Genomic DNA, 25953 nt, shown 5'->3' on the forward strand with positions numbered 1-25953 from the left:
TGGATGATGGCAGCGCGCGCTGCGCCCGTCCCGTGTCCGAGGTCACGCCTCAGGCGCGATCAAAGGCATAGGCCAGCACATCGGCGATGTCGTCGGTGCCCGCCATCGCCATCAGCAGCCGTTCCACGCCCAGCGCCACGCCGGCGCAGTCGGGCAGGCCGCGCTCGAGGGCGGCGAGAAGCTGCCGATCGATCGGCAGCTCGCGCTGGCCGCGCGCGCGGCGGCGGCGGTTGTCGCTCTCGAAGCGCGCGCGCTGTTCGGCGGCGTCGGTCAGCTCGTGATAGCCGTTGGCCAGCTCCCGCTCGCCCAGATAAAGCTCGAAACGTTCGGCCAGCGCATCGCCGCCCTCGCCGACCACCCGCGCCAGCGCGCACTGGCCGGGTGGAAAATCGAACACCACGGTGAGCCGATCCGCGGGGAAGCGGGCTTGCAGGCGATGGGTCATCAGCAGATCGAGCCAGTCGTCGCGCGACAGTCCATCGGCGCGGATGTCGAGGTCGGCGAGCGGTTCGCGCAGGGTTTCCAGGCGCGCGGTGAAGGGATCGAAGCCGAAGGCATCGCGGTAGAGGCTGCGGTAATCGACGCGGTGGATGCCGAGCGCGACTCCCGCATCGGCCATCAGGCTGCGCACAAGCTGCGCGGCTTCTTCCGCCAGCTCGCGGTGGCTCCAGCCGACGCGGTACCACTCCAGCATCGTGAACTCGGGATTGTGGTGCCGTCCCGCTTCGCCATCGCGGAACACCCGGCCCAGCTCGTAGCAGTCGCCGATCCCTTCGGCCAAAAGGCGCTTGAGCGCGAACTCGGGCGAGGTGCGCATCCAGCGCTCGCGCGAGCCGCCATCGGGCAACGGGCCGGAAAAACGCGTGGAAAAGCTCTCGATGTTGGGCTCGGTATTGGCCCCGGCGGAGAAGATCGGGGTTTCCACTTCGAGCACGTCGCGCTCGGCGAAAAATTCGCGGATGCGGCGGTAGGCGCTGGCGCGCAGGGTGAGGGTCGATCGCTTGCGCTCCCCGGCCTCGGTCTGCTGTTCGCGGAGGGGTTTGGAGGGGTCGGTCAAGGCGATGCCTGCGTTTCGTGTTCGGCCAGAAAAGCCAGCAGCCGAGCCTCGTCCCAGATCTCGATGCCCAGCTCGGCGGCTTTGGCGAGCTTGGAGCCGGCCTCGGCGCCTGCGACCACGAAGCTGGTCTTCTTCGAAACGCTGCCGGCGACCTTGGCACCCAGCGCCTCGAGACGTGCACCGGCCTCGTCGCGGGTCAGGGTCGACAGGGTGCCGGTCAGAACGACCGTGGCGGCGTCCAGCGGAGCGATGCGAACGGAAGCGACGGGCGCAGCCTGCGCAAGCAATCGCTCCCGCGCTTCGGCACAGGCGCTCAGGAGCCGGGCGTTGTGCGGGTCCGAAAGCCAGTGCTCCAGGGCCGCAACCGTATCATCCGGGAGTCCGGCGGCCAGAAGATCGCGCCGTGAGGCATCGCGCAGCGCGAGTACGTCGGGAAAGGCGTCGGCCAGCTGGCTCGCACGCAGGGGGGTGATTTTCGGGATTTCCAGATCGACGAGCAGCGCCGCCGGATCGAGTGCGTCACGCAGGCGCGCCGAGGGAGGATGGGTGTCGATGATGCTCACCCCGCCGCCCAGCAGCGCGTCGATCACCTGCTGGTTGCCGGGCTGGTCGAAGAAATGCCCCAGGGCGCGGGCCACCTCGCCACCCACGTCCGGTACGCGCTTGAACAGTGGCCACGGCAGGCGGCGGATGATTTCCAGATCGCCAAACCACTGCGCCAGCGCCTTGGCCGTGGCCTCGCCGATGTGCTGGATGCCGAGGGCGAACAGAAAGCGCGCCAGCATCGCCTGGCGGCTGCGGTCGATCGCGTCGATCAGGTTTTCCGCCCATCGGGTGGCGATCTTCCCGCCCTTGGCGGTGTCCGGTGCCGTGCCGTCGCGCGCGTCGGCGCGGCGCTTCATTTCAAGCAGGTCGTCCAGCGTGAGCGCGTAGATGTCCGCCACCGAGCGCAGGTAGCCCAGGTCGAACAGGTCTTCGATGTGACGCTCTCCCAAGCCTTCGATATCCATCGCGCGGCGCGAGGCGAAGTGGCGCACGCTTTCCTTGTGCTGGGCGGGGCAGACCAGTTCGCCCGAGCAGCGCCACACCGCCGTTCCTTCTTCACGCACGATCTCCGACCCGCACACCGGGCACGCCGCAGGCATCTTCCACGGCTCGGTGCCCGGCGGCCGCTCCTCTTCGATCACGCGCACGATCTCGGGGATGACGTCGCCGGCGCGGCGCACGATCACGCTGTCGCCCACGCGCACGTCGAGGCGCGCGATCTGGTCGGCGTTGTGCAAGGTGGCGTTGGTGACGGTGACGCCTCCGACCTGCACCGGCTCCAGCCGCGCGACCGGGGTCGCGGCACCGGTGCGGCCGATCTGGATCTCGATGGCGCGCACGACCGTGGCCGCTTCCTGCGCCGGGAACTTGTGTGCGATGGCCCAGCGCGGCGCGCGCGAGACGAAGCCCATGGCCTGCTGCTGGTCGTAGCGATCGAGCTTGTAGACCACGCCATCGATGTCATAGGGCAGTGCGTCGCGCAGCGCGCCGATGCGGCGGTAGTAGGCGATCAAGCCATCGAATCCGGTGGCCACGTCCACCTGCGATGACACCGGAAAGCCGAGGCGGCGCAGCAGGGCCAGCGTGGCCGAGTGCGTCGGCGGCAGCGCCAGCCCGCGCACCTCGCCCACGGCATAGGCGTAGAAGGCGAGCGGGCGACGCCGCGTGATGGTCGGATCCTTCTGGCGCAGCGAGCCGGCGGCGCCGTTGCGCGGGTTGGCGAGGGTTTTTTCGCCGCGCGCGAGGGCGTCGGCATTGAAGCGGGCGAAGTCGGCGCGCGGCATGTAGATTTCGCCACGCACTTCCAGCACCTGCGGCACGGCCGCCTCCTCCAGTTCGCGCAGGCGCAGCGGCACCGAGCGCACCTGGCGCAGGTTGGCGGTGACATCCTCGCCCGTCTCGCCATCGCCGCGCGTGGCCCCCTGCACGAAGCGTCCGTTCTCGTAGCGCAGGCTGATCGCCAGCCCGTCGAACTTGGGCTCGACCGAAAACACCGGGCGCGAATCCCCGAGCACCTGTTCGATGCGCCGCACGAACTCGGCCACTTCGGCATAGCGCACGCGGTCGTCCGCGCCCTCCGGCGCGGCGGGATTCTCGAAGGCGTTGGCCAGCGACAGCATCGGTTGGGCGTGGACGACTTCACCGAAGCCGCCGTCGGCGCGGATGCCGACCGTGCGCGAGGGCGAGTCGTCGCTCGCAAGCTCCGGATGCGCGGCTTCCAGCGCTTCGAGCTCACGCAGGAGGCGGTCGTAGTCCGCGTCGGGAATTGCGGGGTCGTCGAGGACGTAATAGCGGTGGTTGGCCTCGCGCAGCTGGCGACGCAGGGCCGCGACGCGCGCGTCCGGATCAGGGTGGGTTTCCATGCGCCGATTCTACCCGCGACGCCGCGCCGGATCGGTGCCTGGCGTGCGCCGCGGCCGCGCGCCTTGCGGCTACCAGAAGCGCCTGGACTCGCGCTCGCGGGCGCGGTCGAAGCGGCGCAGTTCGTCGCGGATGTGCGCCACGCGCTGGCGTCCGAGGGCGTTGCGCTCTTCGTCCAGCACCACCGCATCGAGCAGCTCGGCCATGCGCTGGGCGGTGGGCAGCATGGTTTCCCAGGCATCCAGCGCCGACACCGGCCCGGGCAGGGTCATGAAGAAGGTCAGGCCGGGCGTTTCGATATCGTGGACATGGCGCAGGTCGAAATGGCCGGGCTTGACCAGATTGGCGACGCTGAACACCGGCTCGGACGTGGGCTTGCCGTCGGCCAGCCGGTGGAAGATGCCCATGTCGCCGTAGAGCAGCCCGGCCTTCTCGGCCGCCACGACGATCGAGGCACCGTCGATCAGCTCGTCGCCGCGCGCCGCCACGAACAGGGTGATGATCTGCTCGGGGACCGCATCGCCGCGACGGCCGATGCGCGAGGCCGCCGACGCGGGATCGGGCGCGCCCCCGTCATCGTCGGAGAGGCTGCGGGCGATCAGGTCCAGTTCCTCCTGGGTCGTGCCTGCGGCATCGTCCAGTCCGTCGAGATTGCCCAGATGGAACTCGCCATCACCGTCCGCATCGCCACCCAGCTCGGGCTCGCGCCGCTTCCCGGCGCTGCGCGGCGTGTCCTCCAGTTCCCGTCGCCGCCCCTGGTCGGGCTTGCGCGGACGGCCGAAGATCGCGATGCCGATGAGCAGGAGTACGCCGGCAATGGCGAGCGGAATACCGATGTCGGGGTTCCAGTTCATGCGTCCATCCTATCGCAGGCTCAGGCCGCGCCGGCGAGCCGGGAAGCCTCGGCCAGATCGACCGATACCAGGCGCGAGACGCCCGGCTCGCGCATGGTGACGCCGGCGAGCTGGCGCGCGGCTTCCATCGTGGCCTTGTTGTGGGTGACGAAGAGGAACTGCACCTTCTCGCTCATCTCCGACACCATCGCCGAGAAGCGTCCGACGTTGGCCTCGTCGAGCGGCGCGTCGACCTCGTCGAGCAGGCAGAACGGCGCGGGGTTGAGCTGGAAGATGGCAAACACCAGCGCCACCGCGGTCATGGCCTTCTCGCCGCCGGACAGCAGCGAGATGTTGGAGACGCGCTTGCCGGGCGGTCGGGCCATGATCGAGACGCCGGTATCGAGGAGATCCTCGCCGGTGAGTTCCAGATAGGCGTGGCCACCGCCGAAGAGGCGCGGATAGAGCGCCTGCACGCCGGCGTTGACGCGATCGAAGGTGTCCTTGAAGCGACCGCGGGTTTCGCGGTCGATCTGGCGGATCGCGCTTTCCAGGCTTTCCAGCGCGGTGACCAGGTCGGTGTTCTGGGCGTCGAGATAGGTCTTGCGCTGCTGCGCTTCGCCGTACTCGGAAATGGCCGCAAGGTTGACCGGCTCCAGGCGCCGGATACGGGTTTCCAGATCCGCGACGGCGCGCCTCCAGTCGTCCACCCGCACACCTTCGGGCAGATCGGCGAGCACCGCGGCAAGCTCGAATCCGGCGCCGGTGATGCTTTCCACGATGGCCTCGATCCGGATCCCGATACCCTGTTCGGACATGCGCTTCCGGGTGACGCTCTCGCGCAGGACCAGGGCCTGCTGGTCGGCCTGCTGGCGCTGCTGCTCGTAGCGGCGCAGTTCCGCATCCACGCCCTCGATGCCCGAGCGCGCCGCGGCGAGATCGCGCTCGGCGACGATGCGCTGCTCCAGGAAGGCCTGGCGCTCGGTCTCCAGCGCGCGGATCGGCGCATCGCCCTGCGCCATCTGCGCTTCGATCTCGGCCTGGCGCTGGGTCGACTGCTCGCGCTGGGCCTGCATGCGCAGCAGCGACTGGTTGAGCGCGGCCACCTGGGTGCGCGCCGCTTCCAGCCGCAGTGCGATCTGGTGCGCGGCGTCGCGCGCCTCGCGGGCGCTGCCGCGCGCCGAGTCGCGCTGCTCGGTGAGCTGGCGACGGCGCGATTCCAGCGCGGTGCGCGCGGCTTCCTGTTCGGCCATGCGGGCCAGCGATGTTTCCAGCGCCTGGCGCGCCTCACGGGCGCGCTCCTGCGCATCGGCAAGGGTCTGGCGCAGCTGCTCGCACTCGACCTCGATCCGCTCCAGCCGGGCCTGTGCCGATTCGAGCTTGCCCTGCTGGCTCTGCATCTGGCCGGAAAGCTCGGCGACGCTGCGATGCGCCAGATACAGCACGCGCTGGGCATCCTCGCGCTCCTGTTCGGCGCGCGCGATGTCCTCGCGCACCTGGGCGAGCTGCTCGCCCAACGCGCCCTCGCGCTCGGCCAGCGCATCGATCCGGCCGCGCAGGGCCTGGATTTCCCGCTCGCGCGCCAGGGCACCCTGCCCGGCCTCGCCGGAACGCACGATCCGCACCCAGCCCGGCCCCAGCCACTCGCCGGCGCGCGTCACCACGGCCTCGTGCGCGGCCAGGCGCGGCAGCATGGCGATGGCATCGTCGAGCGATTCGGCGGTTCGGATCGCATCCAGCCAGCGCAGCGCCGCGGCCGGCCCCTGCACGCGGGCGGCGAGCGATCCGGGCGTGGTCGCGTTGCCGGGCTGTGCGTCGATCAGGGCCAGGCGGCCCTGGGAAAAATCCGCCACGGCCGGCAGCAGCCGGCCCGGCGCATCCACCAGCGCCGCCTCGATGAGGTGGCCCAGCACGGTTTCCACCGCGGTTTCCCAGCCCGGATCGACCGTCAGCGCTTCGCCCAGGCGCGCGGCGCGATCCAGGCCCTGCGCGGCCAGCCACGCCTGCGCTGCACCCTGCTCCTGCCCGAGCGCCGCATGCTGCAGGGCTTCCAGCGACGCCAGGCGACCGCGCGCCGCCTCGCCGTCCTTGCGGGCTTCGGAAAGCTCGTTCTGCAGCCGGCGCTGCTGTTCCTGCAGGCCGGCAACGCCCTGCTTGCGCTCGTCGAGTGCGTCGCCCAGCGTGTCGAGGCCGGCGCGCTGCAGGTCGTGGTCCGAAGCGAGACGCTCCAGCGCCTCGCCGAGCGAGGCGAGGTCCAGGGTGGCGCGCTCGGCCACGAGGACCTCGTGGCGGCGTTCGGCCTCCATGCCCTGGCGCTCCAGATATTCGATCTTGGTGCGATTCACGTCGGCCGCGCGCGTGGTTTCCGAGGTGACGCGCTGGTGCTCGTCCCACGCCACCTGCAGCTCGGCCAGCGCGGTCTCGACCTCGCGCAGCGACTGCTGGCGGGTGTCGTCGTCCCCACTGAGAAGGGCGAGCCGCGGTTCGGCCTCGGCGATCTCCAGCGCCAGCTCCTCGCGCTTGCCCTCGTCCTGGGCGATGTCCTCGGCCAGCGCGGCAAGCTGGCCGGCCCCTTCCTCGTGGCTTCGCGCCAGCCTTTCCGCCAGCTCGCGCTGGTGGCGGATCTGCTGCTCGATGCGGGCGATCTCGGCACCCACGCGGTAGCTCTCGCCCTGGGCCTGCGACAGCCGTTCGGTGGCTTCGCCGTGCTGTTCGCGGCACAGTTCGATCTGGGTCTCGGCATGGCGCTGCGCGGCCACCTGGGCTTCCAGGCGGGTTTCCTCCTGGGCGATCGCCTCGCGCAGGCCAAGGCGTTCGGCATCGAACTGGCGATACTCCAGCGCGCGCACCTGGGCTTCCTTGACGCGCTGTTCTTCCTTGTACTGCTGGTACTGCTCGGCCTGGCGCGCCTGGCGCTTCAGGTGTTCAAGTTGTTTATCAACTTCTTCACGCAAGTCGTTGAGCCGATCAAGATTTTCTCTTGTCTGCCGCATTCGTTGCTCGGTTTCCTTGCGGCGCTCCTTGTACTTGGAGATGCCGGCGGCCTCTTCCAGGAAAATGCGCAGGTCCTCGGGTCGCGCCTCGATGATCTGCGAAATCATGCCCTGCTCGATGATCGAATAGCTGCGCGGCCCCAGGCCGGTGCCGAGGAACAGATCGGTGATGTCGCGGCGGCGGCAGCGGGTGCCGTTGAGGTAGTAGCTCGATTGGCCGTCGCGGCTGACGAGGCGCTTGACCGAAATCTCGCTGAAGGCGGCGTATTCGCCGGTGAGCGCTCCGTCGGAATTGTCGAAGATCAGCTCCACCGTGGCCTGCCCGACCGGCTTGCGCGAGGAAGACCCGGAAAAGATCACGTCGGTGAGCGAATCGCCGCGCAGGCGGCTGGCCGAGCTCTCGCCCATCACCCAGCGCACCGCGTCGATGATGTTCGACTTGCCGCAGCCGTTCGGCCCGACCACGCCGGTCATGTTCGTGGGCAGGTGCAGCGTGGTCGGATCGACGAAGGACTTGAAACCGGCGAGCTTGATGGTGGACAGGCGCATGCGGTGGCGGGCTTCCGAATGGGGGCGCGGCGGCGCGGCAGTATATAGCGGGTGCCTGTCGACGGCGCCGCCGGCAGGACCGCCGGCGCGGGCATGCAATCCCCCGAAACGCCGGCCCAGCCTGCCACAACGGCGAGTGGGCCCTCTCCGGGACGCACGAATCCACCCGGATCGCGACTGATCCGCCCGCGTAATCGGCACCACCTTTTCCCGTATCCCAGTCTGATTCCCTCACGAGGCTCGTCATGGACGGGATCATCGTGTCGCTCCTGGCGCTGCTGGCCGGAATCCTGCCAGCTGCGGCGAACGCCCAATACCTCACCGAAACCCGCGCGATGACGGTATCGGGCATCTCGCGCAGCTATCTGCTCGCGCGGCCCGCCACGACGATGCCCGCCGCTGCCCTGCCCCTGCTGATCTCGCTGCATGGCGACGGCGGCAACAGCGCCGGAATGCGCAGCACGCTGCCGCTGGAAACCGCCGCCACCCAGGGCGGGCCGATGGGCTGCAATCTGGTGACCTGCGAAGATCCGGGAATTTCCACGCCCGTCAAGGCGGCCTGCGCGCGCAACGCGGGATTCGGCGCAGCGATCAGCCGGACGCATCTGCCCGCCGAACCGGCGGGCCAGCGCGATCCGCTTCTGCAGGCAATCCGGGAGCATTACCTCCAGTAGCGGCCGAAAAGCGTTCCGATTACCGGCTTTCCCGCTCGATCCGCGCCCGCGCGCGCAGCGCCGCGAGCTTTTCCTCCAGGAACTCGTCGCCGGCCTGCTTGCGGATGCCCTCGCGCACCTCTTCGAACGGCGGCGGCGAAAAGGGGCGCGAAGCGACGCGCTGGAAGACGTGCCAGCCAAAGCGCGTCTGCACCGGGGCCGCGCTGATGCCGCCATCGGGGAGCTCCAGCGCGGCCTGCGCCAGTTCCGGCGGAAGCTGGGTGGTATTGGCCCAGCCCAGATCGCGCGCCTGGACGCCTTCGGCTGCACCCAGGCCCGCCATCCATGCGCCGAAGTCGCCGCTCGCCGCGGCTGGGACAACGGCCGCGCGCGCCGCCGCTTCATCGGCATAGAGCACGTTGCGCAGATGCAGCTCCTGCGCGCCGGTGCGGGCGGTGATCTTTTCGTAGTAGCTGCGCAGATCCTCGTCGCCGAGCTTCATCCCGGCGCGGGCGTCGGCCAGGTTGCGCGCGGCCAGCGTCTGGATGCGGGCCAGGTCCAGCTCGGTCTGCACGTCGGGTCGGGAGATCGCCCCCTCGGCGATGGCATCCTGCGCCAGCAGCACGGTTTCCACCGCCAGGTCGAGCGCCTGCTCGCGCTGCCGCGCGTCGGCCAGGTCCAGGCCGCGCCCGCGCGCCAGGCGCACCAGCAGCGCCTCGCTGATCGCTTCGCCGTTGACCGTCACCGCCACGGCGTTCTCCGGCGCGAAGCGCAGCGCGGTTTCCGGCGCGGCGACCTCTGGTGCCTTGCCGCCGCAGGCGCAAAGCCCCGCCAGCGCCATGCCCAGGAGCAGTGTACGGGAACGAATCACGGCAACACCTTCTTGAAGGGATGGATTTCCACATCGCGATACACGCCGGCGGCGACGTAGGGATCGGCATCGGCCCAGGTGCGCGCGTCTTCCAGGCTGGCGAACTCCGCCACGACCAGGCTGCCGGAAAAGCCTGCGGGACCGGGATCTTCGGCGTCGATCGCCGGCAGCGGCCCGGCCAGCAGCAGATGCCCGTCCTCGCGCAGGCGATGCAATCGCTCCAGGTGCGCGGGACGCGCCGCCAGCCGCCGTTCGAGGCTGTCGGGAGCATCACGCGCCAGAAGTGCGTACCACATCGTGCTTTCCGCCCTGCACCAAAGGGCGGCATGATATGGGCTTGCCCCTTCTCTGATCCAGCGCAAATGAGCAGTCGCCTCGAAGTCCATCCCGTCAACCCGCAGCCCCGCGCCCTCCACCAGGCGGCGCGCTGCATTGCGGACGGCGGATTGATCGTCGCGCCCACCGACGCCGGCTATTCCTTCATGTGGGGGATCGAGGCGCTCGACGCCGAACACCGCGTGCTGCGGCTGCGCGCGCTGGACACGCGCCACCCTTTCACCGTACTCTGTAGCACGATCAGCCAGATCGGAAGCCTGTCCAAGCTCGACGACCGGGCCTTCCGCATCATCAAATCGCTGACCCCCGGACCGATCACCTTCATCCTGCCGGCCGGCGCGGACCTTCCCCGCCGTCTCAAGCAGACCAAGCGCCGCGCCATCGGGTGCCGCATCCCGGACAACGCCGTGACGCGCGTGCTGCTGGACACCGTGGGATCACCGTTGCTGACCACCAGTCTCGTGCTGCCTGACGAACCGTTGGACAATCACGAGGCCGAAGCGGTAGCCGAAGGCTCGCTGCGCCACGTGGACCTGATGCTCGATGCCGGGGATTGCCAGCCCGGTCCGACCAGTGTTCTTGACTTGACGGGCGACGAGCCGATGATCACGCGTCAGGGTTTCGTCGAACTGGAGCTGGACTGACCGCGAGAGGCGGTTGACCGTGCCAGCCGTGCCGCGCCAGGGGGCGTCGGCATCCGCGCTTGAACTCCGTCGAATCATGCAGCAACTGCTGCGATCGACGATCAACCTCACGATTTTCACGGGCAGGCCGCGAGGCCGGATTGCCGCATGACCGAAACCACGGCCGCACCGGCCACACATCCAGCGATGGCATCCGTTCCGCAGCAGCAGGAAATGCCGCTGGCACTCGTGCTCGGCCAGCCGCTGCTGCAGATGCCGCAGGATCTCTACATTCCGCCCGACGCGCTGGAAGTGATCCTGGAGGCGTTCGAAGGCCCGCTGGACCTCCTGCTGTACCTGATCCGCCGCCAGAACCTCGACATCCTCGACATCCCCGTGGCCGAGATCACCCGGCAGTACGTCGAATACATCAGCGTGATGCAGGACCTGCGCTTCGAACTGGCGGCCGAATACCTCCTGATGGCCGCGATCCTGGCCGAGATCAAGTCGCGCCTGCTGCTGCCGCGCCCGCCCTCGACCGAGGGCGAGGAAGAAGATCCGCGCGCCGACCTGGTGCGCCGCCTGCAGGAATACGAGCGCTACAAGAAGGCCGCCGAGGACATCGACGCCCTGCCCCGCGTGGAGCGCGACACCGTGCCGGTGCACGCCTTCGTGCCGGAGCTGAAGATCGAGCGCGAACCGCCCGCGGTGGACATGCGCGAACTGCTCGCGGCGCTGGTCGATGTCCTCAAGCGCGCCGAACTTTTCACCCGGCACGCGATCCGGCGCGAGGCGCTGAGCGTGCGCCAGCGCATGAGCCAGGTGCTCGAACGCATCGCCGACGGCCAGTTCCACGATTTCCAGTCGCTGTTCCAGCCCGAAGAAGGCCGGCTCGGCGTGGTGGTCACCTTCCTGTCGATCCTGGAGTTGGCCAAGGAACAGCTCGTGGAGATCGTGCAGGAAGGCCAGTTCGCACCGATCTACCTGCGCACCCTCGCCATCGATGACAGCGAAAGCGAAGCGATCGACGCGGAGCCCACTTCCGACACCGATGGCGGCGAAATCGCCACCCAGGATGCATGACACGATGGACCCGGCGCTGATCCAACGCATCGTGGAGGCGGCCCTGCTGGCCTCCAGCCGGCCGCTGACGCTGGCCGATCTCCAGAGCCTCTTCACCCTTGATGAGCCGCTCGCGCCGGGCGCGATCGAAACCGCGCTGGACGCCTTGCGCCAAGCCAGCGCCGAACGCGGTGTGGAACTGGTGGAAGTGGCCAGCGGCTTCCGCTTCCAGGTGCGCACCGAGGTGCATCCCTGGGTGGCGCGCCTGTGGGCAGAGCGCCCGCAGCGCTACACCCGGGCCACGCTGGAAACCCTGGCGCTGATCGCCTATCGCCAGCCGATCACGCGCGGCGAAATCGAGCAAATCCGCGGTGTCACGGTCAGCAGCAACATCATCAAGTCGCTGGAAGAACGCGAATGGATCCGCACCATCGGCCATCGCGACGTCCCGGGGCGCCCCGCCCTGCTCGGCACCACCAAGACGTTTCTCGATTACTTCAACCTCAAGAGCCTGGACGAGCTGCCGCCGCTGTCGGAGCTGCGCGATCTCGCCGAACTGGAGCCCCAGCTTCCCTTCGAACCCGAACACGCGGCACCGGCGCTGCCCGGGGCCTCGTTCCAGGACGCGACCGACGTGGTGATCGCACCCGAGGTCATCACCACCGCCGCCGTCGACCTGCCGGACCACACCGGCACCGATCCCACCGATTCCCTCCCCATGGATGCGGCCGATGATGCCGCACCGGAGCACACTGCATGACTGGTTCCAAACCTTCCTCGCCGGCCTCGCGCCGCACCCTCTCTCTCAAGCGCGATACGCCCCCCGCGGCGGCGGTCGAAGAACGCCTGCACAAAGTCCTCGCACAGGCTGGGCTCGGCTCGCGCCGGGCGCTGGAGGAACGCATCTCGCAGGGGCAGGTGCAGGTCAACGGCGAGGTCGCCTCGCTCGGCAGCAGCGTCAAGAGCGGCGACCGCATCGACCTGGACGGCAAGACCTTCGTGGCCACGCTGCAGAGCGAGCCACCGCGCGTGCTGGTCTACAACAAGCCCGAGGGCGAGGTCACCACGCGCGAGGATCCGGACGGCCGCCCCACCGTGTTCGACCGCCTGCCGCAGATCAAGGGCGCGCGCTGGATCAACGTCGGGCGCCTGGACATCAACACCACCGGCCTGCTGCTGTTGACCACCGACGGCGACCTGGCCAATGCGCTGATGCACCCTTCGGGCGAAGTCGAGCGCGAATACGTGTGCCGCGTGCGCGGGCCGGAGGGCAGCGATGGCGTCTCCGAGGCGCTGATCCAGCGGCTCACCCGCGGCATCGAGCTGGACGACGGCCCGGCGCGCTTTGATCGGGTCGAGCGCATCGGCGGCAGCGATTCGCACGACTGGTTCACCGTCGTGGTCAAGGAAGGCCGCAACCGCGAGGTGCGGCGCCTGTGGGAATCCCAGGGCTGCCAGGTCAGCCGGCTCAAGCGCGTGCGCTACGGCAACCTGACGCTGCCGCGCCTGCTCAAGCGCGGCCACTTCGAGGAGCTGCCTCCCGAAGCCGTGATGCAGCTGCGCGCGGACATGCAGTTGGCCGAAGCGACCGGCGTATTGACCCTGCAGCCGGTGATCGGCCAGCGCCGCGCCAAGGCCGCCGAATACCGCCCCGCGCCGCGCGAGCAGCGCGCCTGGACCCAGGCCAGCGGCTATGGCGACGAAGCGCGCGAGTTCCGCGCCTTCGACAACCTGCGCGAGGATCGCGGCAGCAAGGGACGCTACGGCAAGCCCGGCGGCAACAAGCCGCGTGGCCCGCGCACCGTGCCCGATGACATCGGCAACCGCCTCACCGCTCCGGCGGGCGGACAGCCCGGCAAGCGCCGTCGCAGCGCCGCGCCCGGCTTCGAGAATCCGACCGAGCATCGCTCCTGGTACGTGCCTGAAGGCGTAACCACCACCAGCCGCATTGCTCCGCCGCGCCAGGCCGGCAAGCCCAGTCCGTATGGGAAACCCAATCCCTACGGCAAGCCCAGCCCCTACGGTGAGCGCCCGGGCGGTGGACGCGGCAAGCCCGGCGGCGGGCGTCCGGGTGCCGGTGCGGCCAAACCCGGCGCCAGCGCGCGCCCCGGCGGCGCGGGAAAACCCGCAGGCGCGCGCAGTCCGCAGGGCGGCAAGGGCGCACCGCGCGGCGCCGGACGCCCGGGACACGGCGCGCCGCGCTCCAACAAGCCGCGCTGACGGCGACCGAGCCGCCGCCGTCAGCGCGGCACGGCGCGCGGAATCCGTCGCGACGCCGGTCGAAGTGCCGGTCTTCCACTCGGATGCGCGCCGTTCCCGCCGGTCACGGCCTGATGATCAGGTCGTTGTGCACGGTCCGCACGCCCTTGACCGAGCGCGCCAGCTCGCCGGCGCGGGTCTTCTCGCGCTGCGACTTGGCGAAGCCGGACAGCTGCACCACGCCGGCGTCGATGGTCTTGACGCCGATGTTGAGCGCGGAGGTTTCCGCATCCGAGGCCAGCTTGGCCTTCACTTCCGTGGTGATTGCGGCGCCGTCGATGTACTCGCCCACCGTTTCCTGCTTGCGGGCCACCGAACATCCGGTGGCCAGCGCGAGCAGGGGCGCGGACAGCGCGGCGATCAACAGGGTACGTTGCAGGTTCATTTTCGTTCTCCAGAAGAATGCGGCGGAATGAAGCGCGCCGCCAGGTGGCCGCGCCCGGCGACGTGGCCGGGCACGGAAAGGGGTCAGACCCGCGGCCGGCGCCCGGTGACCAGCGAGATCAGGAACAGCACGATGAACACCACGAACAGGATCTTGGCGATCCAGGCCGCGGTGCCGGCGATGCCGAAAAAGCCCAGGAACCCCGCGATCAGGGCGATGACGAGGAACACGATTGCATAGTGGAGCATGTCGTTCTCCTTTGAAGGCCGGATACAGCCATGGCGGGCGGCGCGTCGCTGCGCCAGGATCGGTGCCGGGGCCGCCATGCGCCCCGGCACCGAGGGTTTCGCTGCGGCGGAGTCAGAGCGAATCGACGAAGTCGTTCACTTCCTTCTTCGCCACGTCCTTGGCCAGCCCGTAGCGCTCCTGGAGTTTACCGATAAGGTATTCGGCGTTGCCCTCCTCGACCCGCACGTCGTCGTTGGTGAGCTTGCCCCAGCGCGCCTTCACTTTGCCGCTGAGCTGCTTCCACTGGCCCTTGATGCGATCTTCGTTCATGGTCTGTCTCCTCAGCCTTCGACCAGCAGCGAGCTCGCGTCGACCTGACGCACGCCCTTGACGCTGCGCGCCGCGGCAACGGCCTTCTTCACCGCCAGCTCGCTCGGCAGCGCGCCGATCAGGGTGACCACGCCATCGACGGTCTTGACCGAGATCTCGGTGCTCGGCACGCCCTGGGTGGTCGCCAGCTCCGCCTTCACCTTGGTGGTGATCCAGGTGTCGTCCACCGCCTGGCCGACGCTGGAGGACGTGCCGTCCTCATCTCCGCTGGCCGCGACCTTGGCGGCATCGCCGACCTTCAGGCCGGCGGCGTCCACCTTCAGGACGCCTTCGACGCTGCGGGCATGCGCGATCGCGGCGTCGACCGCGCTGCGGGTCGGCAGCACGCCGGTCAGCGTCACCACACCGTCCACCGTGGTCACCGAAACGGCGCTGCTCGATACCCCGTCGGCCGTGGCCAGCTCGGCCTTCACCTTGGCGGTGATCCAGGCGTCGCCCATCGCCTGGGTGGCGCTGGACGAATGATCTTCGGAGGAACTGGCCTGCTCCGCCGCGACGGCAAGTCCAGCACCGAGCGCAAGCGAAACGGCCAGGGTAAGTGCGGTCATCCTGTTGACGTTGTTCATGTCGATCTCCTGGCAGGGCCTTCGGCGACGCTTCCGCGGAACGCGTGGCGCGAAGGCCGTTGGATGGGCCGACCGGGACGGACAGCAGAACCCTCCGCCTCGACCGGCACCCGGATCGCGATGCGGCGTTCCGGGCGGAATCCATGCTAGGAAGCGCCGAAGGGGCCAGATAGTGATCGATATACCAGTAAAACTAGTACCTATTGACCTTTTTTAACCAGATACTAATGCGAGAATGAATCCCACCGGACCGCAACCCGTTTTCTGGAGCACGCCCATGACCCGTGAACCGCACGCCGCCCAGGGGGTGGGACGCCGCCAGCTCCAGCAGATCATGGCCCACCTCAGCGAGGGCGTGATCCTGCTGGATCCGGACGGCGCCATCCTCTGGGCCAATCGCGCCGCGCTCGACATGCACGGCTGCGCCACGCAGCAGGATCTTGGCGAATCGACGGCGCAGTACGCCGAGCGGTTCCTGCTGCGCGAGTCCGGCGGGCGGGCGATCCCGCCCAGCCGCAGTCCGTTCGCGCGCCTGGCGTCGGGCGAGTCCTTCGCCAGCCTGGTGCTGGAGCTCACGCAGCGCGACGGACAGGAAATGGTGCGCACGCTGGAGTTCCGTGGACTAGTCCTTTTAGATGAGGCCGACCAGGCGGAGCTGCTGGTGCTCTTCGCCATCGACACCACCGAGAAGGTCGATTCCGACGAGCTGTTCGACCGCTTCTTTTCCACCAAGCCCTCCCCTGCCGCGATCCTGCGCCTGGACGATTCGCGCTACATCCGGGTGAACGAGGGCTTCTGCGAGATGACCGGCTTTGCCAGCGAGGACATCCTCGGCCGGCCCTTCCACGAGATCGACGTGCTGCACGACGCCCAGCGGCGCGAGCAGGCGCTGCGCGCGCTGGCCACGCACAGCGCGATCCGCCCGCAGGAGACGTGCGTGCGCACCAGCGACGGCGACCGGAAGTCGGTGATGGTGGCCGGCCAGCCCATCGTGGTGACCGGGCGGCCCTGCATGCTGTTCACCTTCATCGACCTGGAGGCGCGGCGTCGCGCCGAGCAGTCGCTGCGCCAGAGCGAGGAGCGCTTCGCCAAGGCTTTCCGCATGGCGCCGGTGCCGATGGCGGTATGCGTGCAGTCCAACTGGTGCGTGATCGAGGCCAACGGCGCCTTCGCCACCGCCGTGGGCCGGCCGCGCGGCGAAATCGTCGGACGCTCGATCACCAGCAGCGGTCTGTACCTGGACCGCGCCACGCTGCGCGACATCAACCTGGCGCTGGACGCCGGCCAGATGATCCGCAACCGCGACGTACAGCTGCGCGCGCTGGACAACGTGGTGATCGACGGCCTGCTTTCGGCCGAGTCGGTGACTCTGCAGGACGAAGCCTGCGCGCTGTTCGTCATCCAGGACATCACCGAGCGCAAGCGCGGCGAGGCCGAGCTCATCAGCGCCATGGAGGCGGTGATGAAGGACGCCTCCTGGTTCAGCCGCACGGTGATGGAGAAGCTGGCGCAGGTGCGCCGTCCGCAGGCGACCGCCAGCGAGATGGACGCGCTGACCGCGCGCGAGCGCGAGGTGCTGGAGCTGATCTGCAGCGGCCACGGCGACGCGGCGATCGCCGAGCGGCTCGGGCTGTCGCGCAACACGGTGCGCAACCACGTCGCCACGCTGTACGGGAAGATCGGCGTCAATCGCCGCAGCACGGCGGTGATCTGGGGACGCGAGCGCGGGTTTGGCGCAAGCGCGGAGTGAGGCGGAGCGGAACGCGCGCGGCGCTCCCCTGTCCCGTACGCCGCTGCGATCCGGCCGCAGGCGCGCCCTGCGGCCGGATGGGCGGTTTGCTAGAGCAGGTGCGCCACGCCGGCGCGCTCTTCCTCCAGCTCGCCCAGGGTCTTGTCGATGGCCTTCTGGCTGAACGCGTCGATCGGCAGGTCGCGCACCAGGCTGTACTCGCCGTTCTGCGCGGTGACCGGGAAGCCGAAGATCACCCCCTCGGGAATGCCGTAGCTGCCGTCGGAGGGAATGCCCATCGTCACCCACTTGCCGTTCGTGCCCAGCAGCCAGTCGCGCACGTGGCAGATGGCCGCGTTGGCGGCCGACGCCGCCGAGGACAGGCCGCGCGCCTCGATGATGGCCGCGCCGCGCTTGGCCACGGTCGGAATGAAGACGTTGGCATTCCAGTCGGCGTCGTTGATCGTGTCCTTGATCGATGCACCGCTGGCGGTGGCGAAGCGGTAGTCGGGGTACATGGTCGGGCTGTGGTTGCCCCACACCACCAGCTTCTCGACCTCGCCCACCGCCACGCCGGCCTTGCCGGCCAGCTGGCTGAGCGCGCGGTTGTGGTCCAGGCGCAGCATCGCGGTGAAGTTCTTCGCGGGAAGGTCCGGCGCGGACTTCATCGCGATGTAGGCGTTGGTATTGGCCGGGTTGCCGACCACCAGCACCTTGACGCCGCGCGAAGCCACCTTGTTCAGCGCGCGGCCCTGCACGGTGAAGATTTCGGCGTTCTTGAGCAGCAGATCCTTGCGCTCCATTCCGGGGCCGCGCGGCATGGCCCCCACGAGCAGGGCCACGTCGGCATCCTTGAACGCCACCTCCGGGTCATCGGTGCCGACCATGCCGGCCAGCAGCGGGAAGGCGCAGTCCTCCAGCTCCATCATCACGCCCCTGAGTGCGGCCTGGGCCTTCTCCAGCGGCAGCTCCAGCATCTGCAGGATGACGGGCTGGTCCTTGCCCAGCATCTCGCCGGAGGCGATGCGGAACAGCAGCGAATAGCCGATCTGGCCGGCAGCGCCGGTAACGGCAACGCGAACGGGGGTTTTCATGCGGCGTTCTCCTCGGGGTGTGGGGGAAACGGCGATGCGCGGCGCGGCCTCGCGGCGGAATTCCGCCGCCCGGATCCGCGCCTGCGCATCACTCGAACTCGGCAAAGAACTTCTGGATGCGCGCCAGACCTTCCGCCAGCGCGGCGTCCGGGCAGGCGTAGGAAATACGCAGCGCGCGCGGCTCGCCGAAGGCCGACCCGGGCACGCAGGCCACCCCGGCCGACTCCAGCAGCGCCTCGCACAGCTCGACGTCGTTGCCGATCAGGCGGCCGCTGGGACCGTGGGTGCGGCCGAAGGCAACGCTGACGTCCGGGAAGGCGTAGAACGCGCCTTCCGGGCGCGGGCAGCGCACGCCGGGGATCTGCGCGAGCGCGGCAAGCACCACGTCGCGCTTGCGTGCGAATCCGGCGCACTGCGCCGCGGGAATGTCCTGCGGCCCCGCCAGCGCCGCCGCGGCGGCGGCGCTCACCACTTCAGGCAGGCTGGTGATGTGGTTGGAATTGAGCGTGACCATCGCCTGCGCCACGTGCTCGGGCGCCGCGGCGAAACCCACGCGCCAGCCCGGCATCCCGTAAGTCTTGGAGAGCGAATCCACCACGATGGTGCGGTCGCGCAGCGACGGCTCGAAGGCGAGCACGTTGTGATAGCCCACCTCATCGAACACCATGCGGTTGTAGATGTCGTCCAGCACGATCCAGGTGTCCGCATGACGCGCCATCACCGCCGCCAGCGCCGCGATCTCCTCGCGGTGATAGACCATGCCGGTGGGGTTTGAGGGATTGTTGAACAGGAACACCTTGGGCTTTTGCGCCAACGCCGCGTCGAGCTGGGCCGGCGTGAGCTTGTAGTCCTGCTCGGGCGGACACGGCAGCAGCAGCGTCTTCGCCCCGACGATCGCCGCGATGTCGGCGTAGGTCGTCCAGAAAGGCGTCGGGAACGCAATCGTGTCGCCCGGATCCAGCAGCGCCTCGGCCAGGTTGTAGAGCACCTGCTTGGCACCGATTCCCACGCACAGGTTGCGGCGCGTGAGGCCGGCGATGCCGTTGCGCTCGAAGTGGGCGAGCATGGCGTCGAGCAGCGCATCGGCACCGCGGTTGGAGCCGTACTGGCCCGAATCCTTCTCCAGCGCCGCGCGTGCCGCAGCATAGACGTGCTCGCCAGGCAGGAAGTTCGGGACACCGATGGAGAAGCTGATGATGTCGCGCCCCTGCGCCTTCAGCGCGCGGGTCTTTTCGGCAATCACCATGATGGCGCTGGGCTTGGCCTGCCCCATGCGCCGCGCGAGCTGTGGCATGGACATCATCCTCATTGGAGGGAACCTGTCGAAGGCGCGATTCTATCACTGTCACCGGACTTTGTTGCAGTGCGGCATGGTCGCCGCAGCGCGCGTGGAATCCGCCGGTCGCGTCATGAAAACGATGGGTTCGCCCCGTCCTGGAACGCGCAACGCCGGCGCGGTGGCCGGCGTTGCGGTGGCTTTCGCAGCGGGCGCAATCAGGGTGCCAGCGCCGCGTTCCACTGCGCCACGCGGGCCTTCTGCGAATCCAGCAGCGCGGTGGCATCGCCCACGATGCGGATGGCCTCGATGATGTCGCCACCCTTCACGGCATCGACCACGGCCTGGTCCGCGTCGCCCACCACCTTGCCGAACACGGTGTGCTTGCCGTCCAGCCAGCCGCAGGGAACGTGGGTGATGAAGAACTGGCTGCCATTGGTGCCCGGGCCGGCATTGGCCATCGACAGCACGCCGCGCTCATGGCGCAGTGCCGGGGTGCACTCGTCCTCGAAGCGATATCCCGGGCCGCCGTTGCCGATGCCGTGCGGGCAGCCGCCCTGGATCATGAAGTCCGGGATGACGCGGTGGAACGTGAGGCCGTTGTAGAACCCGCGCTGCGCCAGGTTGACGAAATTGGCCACGGTTACCGGGGTCTGGTCGGGGGTGAGGGTCAGGTGGATCGTGCCGCGCGAGGTCACGATTTCGGCGCGAAGGTCGGACATGGTGGAACTCCTGATCGTGGACCGCGCATGGTAGCGCGACCGCCGGCGCGATCGCGAGCCGCACGGGCGGGCGGCCACGTCCGAGGCTGCCGGCGACAGTGGCCCTGAAATTTTCAGCCTGCGTTCATGAATTGCCGGAGTAAGATAGTAATCGATTACTTTCTTTCAGCCGGGCAACCATGAACATACTCCCGAAATACCTGCCCGCGGACGAGCGCCGCGCCGCCACCGTGGAAGCCGTCGTCGCTCTGGCCGCGGTCCAGAATCCCAGCGAGATCACCACCGCAGCCATCGCCAAGCGCATGGGTGTGACGCAAGGTGCCCTCTTCCGCCACTTCCCCAGCAAGGATTCCATCCTGGAAGCGGTCATGGGCTGGGTGAGCAACCGCCTGCTGACGCGCCTGGATGCCGCACGCGCCGGTGCCCGCACCCCGATGGCCGCACTGGAGGCCGTGTTCCTGGCCCACATCGACTTCGTCGCGGCACATCCCGGCGTGCCGCGGATGCTGTTCGGAGAACTCCAGCGCGCCGGCGACACCCTGCCCAAGCAGGCGGTGCAGGTTCTGATCGGCCACTACGCCGCCCGCATCACGGACCTGCTCAAGCGGGGGGTCGAGGCCGGCGAAATCGATTCCGCGATCGACATCACCACCGCGGCAATACAGTTCATCGGTTCGATCCAGGGGCTGGTGATCCAGTCAACCCTCGAAGGCAAGCCCCGGAGGATGCGGGAGAACGCTCCCGCCATCTTCGCCCTCTATCGTCGCGGCATCGAGGCACGGTCATGAAGCGCACACCAATCATTGTCGCGGTCGTCGTTGCGGTCGCCGCCGTCGGGATCTTTGCCTGGAAAGCGCGGTCACCCTCGGACGGTGCCGCGCTGCGCCTCTACGGAAACGTGGACATCCGCGAAGTGGATCTCGCCTTCCGCCAGCCGGGCCGGGTGCTGGAAATGACCCGCGACGAAGGCGACCGGGTCACGGCCGGCGAACGTCTGGCCGCCCTCGACGCCCAGCCCTTCCACGATGCACTGGCCGTGGCCGACGCCTCGGTGGCGATCGCCGAGGCCGAGCTGGCCAAACTGCGCGCCGGACTGCGCCCGCAGGAGATCACCCAGGCCCAGGCGGCGCTCAGGCAGGCCCAGGCACTGGCCGCAGACGCCGAGGCCAACTACCGGCGCCAGCACGAGCTCCTGTCCACGGGGGCCAGCAGCCAGCGCACGGTGGACGCCACCCGGACCGCCCGCGACCAGGCCGCAGCGGGCGTGAAGGCGGCGCAGGCCGCCCTCTCGCAGGCGCAGGAAGGCTTCCGCCAGGAAGACATCGCCGCGGGCGAAGCCCGGCTTGCCGCCGCGCAGGCCACACGCGCCCAGGCCGCCACCGCGCTGGCCGATACCGAGCTGTTTGCACCCAGTCAGGGCACCGTGATTGTGCGGGTGCGCGAGCCGGGCAGCATGGTGGCGAGCCAAAGCACGGTCTATCGCCTGAGCCTGGACGCCCCGGTGTATGTGCGCGCCTATGTGGGCGAAACCGATCTGGGGCGGATCGCGCCGGGCACGCGGGTTCGCGTGCGCACCGACTCCTCGGACAGGATCTATGGCGGCCAGATCGGCTTCATCTCGCCGCGCGCCGAGTTCACCCCCAAGGCGGTCGAAACCACCGATCTGCGCACCGATCTGGTGTATCGCCTGCGGATCGTCCTGGACGATGGCGATGCGGCGCTGCGTCAGGGCATGCCGGTCACGATCGACCTGGACGGCGCGGCCGACGGCCAGCCACTGGCCCGGTTCTGAGCCATGGAATCGCACCCACCGAGCGCCGCCTCGGCCGAATCGGACGCCGTGGAAATCACCGCGCTGGACAAGCGCTTTGGCCAGGTGCAGGCGCTGCGCGCGCTTGACGCGCGCATCCGCTACGGTCGCCTGACCGGCCTGGTCGGGCCGGACGGCGCCGGCAAGACGACGCTGATGCGCATCCTGACCGGGCTGCTCGAACCGACCTCGGGCAAGGCCGTCGTCGCCGGCTTCGACACCGTCGCCGGCAACGATGCGATCCACGTGGTGACCGGCTACATGCCGCAGCGCTTCGGGCTCTACGAGGACCTGTCGGTGATGGAGAACATGCGCCTGTATGCCCGCCTGCGCGGCATGGACGCCGAGCGCAACGCCGCTCTGTTTGCCGAACTGCTGGAGTTCACCCGGCTCGAACCCTTCACCGAACGCCTCGCCGGCAAGCTGTCCGGCGGCATGAAGCAGAAGCTGGGTCTGGCCTGCGCGCTGATGGCGCGGCCGCGCGTGCTGCTGCTGGACGAACCGGGCGTCGGCGTGGACCCGGTCAGCCGTCAGGACCTCTGGCGCATGGTGCAGGCGCTGACCGACGAGGGCATGGCCGTGGTCTGGTCCACCGCCTATCTGGACGAAGCCGAACGCTGCGAAAGCGTGCTCCTGCTCAACGAAGGCCAACTGCTGTTCGATGGCCCGCCGCAGGAACTCACCGCGCAGCTTGAAGGCCGCAGCTTCCGTCTGGAAAACGTCGGTGCCGAGCGCCGGGCGGTGCTGACCGAGGTGCTCGACCTCGCCAGCGTCAGCGACGGCGTGATTCAGGGTGCCGGCGTGCGCGCGGTGCTGCGCGAAGGCCACGACAGCCTCGAACTGCAGGCGTTCGCCGATCGTGTGCGGGTACCGCTGGCGGCGGTGCCGGCGCGTTTCGAGGACGCCTTCATCGACCTCCTCGGCGGCGGCCCCGGCGGCACCTCGGCGCTGGCCGAGCGCCTGCCGCCGGTCGAACTGGGTTCGGATGTCGCCGTGTCCTGCCGCAATCTCACCAAGCGCTTCGGTGCCTTCACCGCCACCGACAGCGTCAGCTTCGAGGTGAAGAAGGGGGAGATCTTCGGCCTGCTCGGGCCCAACGGCGCGGGCAAGTCCACCACGTTCAAGATGCTCTGCGGACTGCTCAAGCCCAGTGCGGGCGAAGCCCAGGTGGTCGGGCTGGACCTGCGCCGGGCCACCGGCGCGGTCAAGGGCCGGCTGGGCTACATGGCCCAGAAGTTCTCGCTGTACGGCCTGCTGTCGGTGCGCCAGAACCTGGAGTTCTCGGCCGGCGTCTACGGGCTGGACGCGGCCACCCGGCGCGCGCGCATCGCCGAGATGATCGAAACCTTCGACCTCGGCGGCTGGCTGGATGTAGCACCCGATTCGCTGCCGCTGGGCCACAAGCAGCGCCTCGCGCTGGCCTGCGCGCTCATGCACCACCCGCCGGTGCTGTTCCTCGACGAGCCGACCTCCGGCGTCGACCCCATCACCCGGCGCGAGTTCTGGACCCACATCAACGGACTGGCGCGCAAGGGCGTGACCATCATGGTCACCACCCACTTCATGGACGAGGCCGAATACTGCGATCGGGTGGCGATGCTGTATCGGGCGCGGCTCATCGCGCTGGACACGCCGGACGCGCTCAAGCGCGCCGCGATCACCCCCGAACGCCCCGATCCGACGATGGAGGACGCCTTCATCCAGCTGGTCGAGTCGGCCGATCTGGCGCTGGAGAACGCGGCGTGAGCGCGGCCGGGCGCGCCCCCGGAACCGATGCCGCGATGGCGGCCGGACTGCGCCGCTTCGACACGCGCCGGCTGCTGGCGCTGGTCTCCAAGGAAAGCCTGCAGGCGATGCGCGACCCCTCCACCCTGCTGATCGCCTTCGTGCTGCCGGTGGTGCTGCTGCTGCTGTTCGCCTACGCCGTTTCCCTGGATGCCAAGGGCGTGCGCGTGGGCGTGGTGCTCGAATCGCAGGGGGCCACGGCGCAGTCGCTGGCGGCGGCGTTCGCCGGCACGCGCTACCTCGACGTGACCTTCGCCCATGACCGGCGCGAGGTGGTGGATTCCGTGGTTGCCGGGCGGCTGCGCGGCTTCATCGTCATCCCGCAGGATTTCGAACAGCGCCTGGCGCGGCGCGGCGAGGAGCCACTGGTGCAGATCATCACCGACGGCTCCTATCCCAATACCGCCAACTACGTGGAGAACTACGGCCGGGGCGTGGTCGAAACCTGGCGCGCCGCGCAACTTGGTCAGGCACCGACGCCGGCGGTGACGCTGGAGCCGCGCTTCTGGTTCAACCCGGAGCTGGAAAGCCGCCGCTCGCTGGTGCCCGGTGCCATCGCCATCGTCATGGCGATCATCGGCACCATGCTCACCGCGCTGGTGGTGGCGCGCGAGTGGGAGCGCGGCACGATGGAGGCCGTGCTTTCCACGCCGGCCTCGGTGGTCGAGATACTGATCGGCAAGCTGCTGCCCTACTTCGCGTTGGCGATGCTGGCCACGCTGGGTGCCACCGGGCTGGCGGTGTGGGTGTTCGACGTGCCGCTGCGCGGCTCGCTCGCGGCCCTGATGCTGCTCTCGGCGGCCTTCATGGTGCCGGCGCTCGGTCAGGGCCTCCTGATCTCCTCGCTGGCGCGCAACCAGTTCCTCGCCGCGCAGATCGCGCTTTTTTCCGGATTCCTGCCGGCCTTCATGCTCTCGGGTTTCCTGTTCGAGATCGACGCCATGCCGGCGCCGATCCGCATGGTCACCCTGGTGATCCCGGCGCGCTACTTCGTGGCCTCGCTCAAGACCGTGTTCCTCGCCGGCGACATCTGGGCGGTGTTCCTGCCCAATCTTGCCGCCATGACGGCCATCGGCCTGGTGTTCTTCGCGCTGGCCAAACGCGCCACCCGCAAGAACCTGGAGTGAGCGCGAATGAAGGTTTCCGACTACTTCAACCCCACCCGCCTGCGCGCCCAGTTCGTCAAGGAGGTGCTCAGCGTGCTGCGCGACCCGCGCAGCCGCATGGTGGTGTTCGCGCCACCCATCATGCAGCTGGTGATCTTCGCCTTCGCCGCCACGCTGGAAGTGCGCAACGTCGACGTCGCCGTGCACAGCCAGGACGCGGGGCGCGGCGGGCATGAGCTGGTGCAGCAGATGGAAAGCGCGCGCTTCATCACGCGCGTGCACCATGTCGCCAGCGTCGAGGAAATGCGCAACCTGATCGATCACGGTACGGTCATCGCCGGACTTGCCATTCCGCAGGATTTTTCCCGCGCCATCGCCGCGGGCAGCGGCGGGCGCGTGCAGGTGCTGGTGGACGGCCGGCGCAGCAATTCGGGGCAGATCACGGTGGCCTATCTCGCCAGCATCGCGGCCGAGGTCGGCGCGGAACTCGTGCCCGATACGCCCGCCGGCGCACCGGTGTCGGTGCGCCACTGGTTCAACCCGAACCTGACGTATCGCTGGTTCATCGTGCCCGGACTGACCGGCATCCTGGCGCTGTTCAGCTCATTGATGATCACGGCGCTGTCGATCGCGCGCGAACGCGAGCTGGGCACCTTCGACCAGCTCCTGGTCTCGCCCACCTCGACGCCCGAGATCATCATTTCAAAATCGCTGCCGGCGCTGGCCATCGGCACCCTGCTGGGGCTGTTCATGATCGGCGCCGGCGTGTTCCTGTTCGGGATTCCGTTTTCCGGCAGCTTTCCGCTCCTGCTCGGCAGCCTCGTGCTCTTCATCCTGTCGGTGGTCGGCATCGGCCTGGTGATTTCCGCCGTCAGCATGACCCAGCAACAGGCGATCCTCGGCGCCTTCGCCATCGGCGTGCCGGCGGTGCTGATGTCCGGCTTCGCCACCCCGGTGGAAAACATGCCCGTGGTCCTGCAATGGCTGGCCCAGGGAATTCCGCTGACCCACTTCCTCATCATCGTCGAGGGCAGTTTCCTCAAGGCGATGCCGCCCGGCGACATCGTTTCCAGCCTCTGGCCGCTGGCCCTGATCGCGCTGACGACCCTGCTGGCCGCGATCTTCTTCGTGCGTAGACGCCTGCAATGACCCGGTCGCACACTGCCCTGAGCCGTAGCTCTTGTCCGACTCGCCACGAACCGTTCCAGAGGCGCTGACCG

The 25953-nt window shown here is 69.0% G+C and carries 23 protein-coding genes and 1 pseudogene; 11 read left to right on the forward strand and 13 right to left on the reverse strand.

Going from position 1 to position 25953, the window contains the following annotated elements; genetic code table 11:
• Positions 1-49: 49 nt before the first annotated feature.
• The 4 genes from epmA to smc form a co-directional block, all read right to left on the reverse strand.
• Positions 50-1057, reverse strand: a complete 1008-nt coding sequence (gene epmA, locus WB794_RS03935) for an EF-P lysine aminoacylase EpmA (RefSeq protein ID WP_337334546.1) — start codon at positions 1055-1057, stop codon at positions 50-52.
• The gene (ligA, locus tag WB794_RS03940) at positions 1054-3465 is read right to left on the reverse strand and encodes an NAD-dependent DNA ligase LigA (protein ID WP_337334547.1); all 2412 of its coding nucleotides are present in this window, start codon (positions 3463-3465) and stop codon (positions 1054-1056) included. The genes epmA and ligA overlap by 4 nt, the downstream gene beginning before the upstream one ends.
• A 69-nt stretch (positions 3466-3534) precedes the next feature.
• Positions 3535-4317 (reverse strand): cell division protein ZipA, encoded by a 783-nt coding sequence (gene zipA / locus WB794_RS03945; protein WP_337334548.1) that lies wholly within the window; start codon positions 4315-4317, stop codon positions 3535-3537.
• 20 nt (positions 4318-4337) lie between these two features.
• The gene (gene smc / locus WB794_RS03950; RefSeq protein WP_337334549.1) at positions 4338-7838 is read right to left on the reverse strand and encodes a chromosome segregation protein SMC; all 3501 of its coding nucleotides are present in this window, start codon (positions 7836-7838) and stop codon (positions 4338-4340) included.
• A gap of 245 nt (positions 7839-8083) precedes the next feature.
• Between smc and WB794_RS03955 the strand changes: the two genes are divergently transcribed.
• A complete protein-coding gene (locus tag WB794_RS03955) occupies positions 8084-8512 on the forward strand; it encodes an alpha/beta hydrolase family protein (protein WP_337334550.1) in 429 nt (142 codons plus the stop codon).
• A 19-nt stretch (positions 8513-8531) separates the two neighbouring features.
• Here the strand turns inward: WB794_RS03955 and WB794_RS03960 are convergent, their stop codons facing one another.
• Both WB794_RS03960 and WB794_RS03965 read right to left on the reverse strand, forming a co-directional pair.
• Positions 8532-9362: a peptidylprolyl isomerase gene (locus tag WB794_RS03960; protein ID WP_337334551.1), complete on the reverse strand. Its 831-nt coding sequence runs from the start codon at positions 9360-9362 to the stop codon at positions 8532-8534.
• Positions 9359-9658 carry a YciI family protein gene (locus WB794_RS03965; RefSeq protein ID WP_337334552.1) on the reverse strand — a complete coding sequence of 100 codons (300 nt, stop codon included), beginning with the start codon at positions 9656-9658 and terminating at the stop codon, positions 9359-9361. Before WB794_RS03965 ends, WB794_RS03960 begins: the two co-directional genes overlap by 4 nt.
• 66 nt (positions 9659-9724) lie before the next feature.
• On the opposite strand from WB794_RS03965, the gene WB794_RS03970 reads away from it, so the two are divergent.
• The 4 genes and pseudogenes from WB794_RS03970 to rluB all read left to right on the forward strand — a co-directional run bounded on the left by WB794_RS03970 (position 9725) and on the right by rluB (position 13603).
• Positions 9725-10342, forward strand: a complete 618-nt coding sequence (locus WB794_RS03970) for an L-threonylcarbamoyladenylate synthase (protein WP_337334553.1) — start codon at positions 9725-9727, stop codon at positions 10340-10342.
• A 147-nt stretch (positions 10343-10489) separates the two neighbouring features.
• Entirely contained in the window at positions 10490-11404 is a 915-nt protein-coding gene (locus WB794_RS03975) for a segregation and condensation protein A (protein WP_337334554.1), read from the forward strand.
• Positions 11373-11961: pseudogene (gene scpB, locus WB794_RS03980) on the forward strand (SMC-Scp complex subunit ScpB); the annotation flags it as partial. The gene WB794_RS03975 and the pseudogene scpB, both read left to right, overlap by 32 nt.
• A gap of 178 nt (positions 11962-12139) precedes the next feature.
• Positions 12140-13603 (forward strand): 23S rRNA pseudouridine(2605) synthase RluB, encoded by a 1464-nt coding sequence (rluB, locus tag WB794_RS03985; protein ID WP_337334555.1) that lies wholly within the window; start codon positions 12140-12142, stop codon positions 13601-13603.
• A gap of 103 nt (positions 13604-13706) precedes the next feature.
• On the opposite strand, the gene WB794_RS03990 is transcribed toward rluB, so the two are convergent.
• The 4 genes from WB794_RS03990 to WB794_RS04005 form a co-directional block, all read right to left on the reverse strand.
• Positions 13707-14027, reverse strand: a complete 321-nt coding sequence (locus WB794_RS03990; RefSeq protein ID WP_337334556.1) for a BON domain-containing protein — start codon at positions 14025-14027, stop codon at positions 13707-13709.
• Positions 14028-14110: 83 nt separating this feature from the next.
• Positions 14111-14275: a DUF1328 domain-containing protein gene (locus tag WB794_RS03995; protein ID WP_337334557.1), complete on the reverse strand. Its 165-nt coding sequence runs from the start codon at positions 14273-14275 to the stop codon at positions 14111-14113.
• 112 nt (positions 14276-14387) lie between these two features.
• The gene (locus tag WB794_RS04000) at positions 14388-14585 is read right to left on the reverse strand and encodes a CsbD family protein (RefSeq protein WP_337334558.1); all 198 of its coding nucleotides are present in this window, start codon (positions 14583-14585) and stop codon (positions 14388-14390) included.
• 11 nt (positions 14586-14596) lie between these two features.
• On the reverse strand, positions 14597-15211 hold the full coding sequence (locus WB794_RS04005; RefSeq protein WP_337334559.1) for a BON domain-containing protein: 615 nt from the start codon (positions 15209-15211) through the stop codon (positions 14597-14599).
• A 277-nt stretch (positions 15212-15488) separates the two neighbouring features.
• Between WB794_RS04005 and WB794_RS04010 the strand changes: the two genes are divergently transcribed.
• Positions 15489-16961, forward strand: coding sequence for a PAS domain S-box protein (locus tag WB794_RS04010; protein ID WP_337334560.1), 1473 nt, complete (start codon positions 15489-15491; stop codon positions 16959-16961).
• A gap of 89 nt (positions 16962-17050) precedes the next feature.
• Here the strand turns inward: WB794_RS04010 and WB794_RS04015 are convergent, their stop codons facing one another.
• From WB794_RS04015 to WB794_RS04025, 3 genes are all read right to left on the reverse strand, one after another.
• Entirely contained in the window at positions 17051-18034 is a 984-nt protein-coding gene (locus WB794_RS04015) for a malate dehydrogenase (protein WP_337334561.1), read from the reverse strand.
• Between the two features lie 88 nt (positions 18035-18122).
• On the reverse strand, positions 18123-19328 hold the full coding sequence (locus WB794_RS04020) for a pyridoxal phosphate-dependent aminotransferase (RefSeq protein WP_337334562.1): 1206 nt from the start codon (positions 19326-19328) through the stop codon (positions 18123-18125).
• Between the two features lie 200 nt (positions 19329-19528).
• On the reverse strand, positions 19529-20032 hold the full coding sequence (locus WB794_RS04025; RefSeq protein ID WP_337334563.1) for a peptidylprolyl isomerase: 504 nt from the start codon (positions 20030-20032) through the stop codon (positions 19529-19531).
• Between the two features lie 179 nt (positions 20033-20211).
• Here WB794_RS04025 and WB794_RS04030 point away from each other — a divergent pair, with 179 nt between their 5' ends.
• From WB794_RS04030 to WB794_RS04050, 5 genes are read left to right on the forward strand one after another with little or no spacing between them, the layout of a single operon-like run.
• A complete protein-coding gene (locus tag WB794_RS04030) occupies positions 20212-20820 on the forward strand; it encodes a TetR/AcrR family transcriptional regulator (RefSeq protein WP_337334564.1) in 609 nt (202 codons plus the stop codon).
• A complete protein-coding gene (gene hlyD, locus WB794_RS04035; RefSeq protein ID WP_337334565.1) occupies positions 20817-21824 on the forward strand; it encodes a secretion protein HlyD in 1008 nt (335 codons plus the stop codon). The genes WB794_RS04030 and hlyD overlap by 4 nt, the downstream gene beginning before the upstream one ends.
• A 3-nt stretch (positions 21825-21827) precedes the next feature.
• Positions 21828-23588, forward strand: a complete 1761-nt coding sequence (locus WB794_RS04040; protein WP_337334566.1) for an ATP-binding cassette domain-containing protein — start codon at positions 21828-21830, stop codon at positions 23586-23588.
• A 35-nt stretch (positions 23589-23623) separates the two neighbouring features.
• Entirely contained in the window at positions 23624-24754 is a 1131-nt protein-coding gene (locus tag WB794_RS04045; protein WP_337334672.1) for an ABC transporter permease, read from the forward strand.
• A 6-nt stretch (positions 24755-24760) separates the two neighbouring features.
• On the forward strand, positions 24761-25882 hold the full coding sequence (locus WB794_RS04050; RefSeq protein ID WP_337334567.1) for an ABC transporter permease: 1122 nt from the start codon (positions 24761-24763) through the stop codon (positions 25880-25882).
• Positions 25883-25953: the final 71 nt, after the last annotated feature.

It is taken from the genome of Denitratimonas tolerans, assembly GCF_037203605.1.
Lineage (GTDB): Bacteria > Pseudomonadota > Gammaproteobacteria > Xanthomonadales > Xanthomonadaceae > Denitratimonas > Denitratimonas tolerans.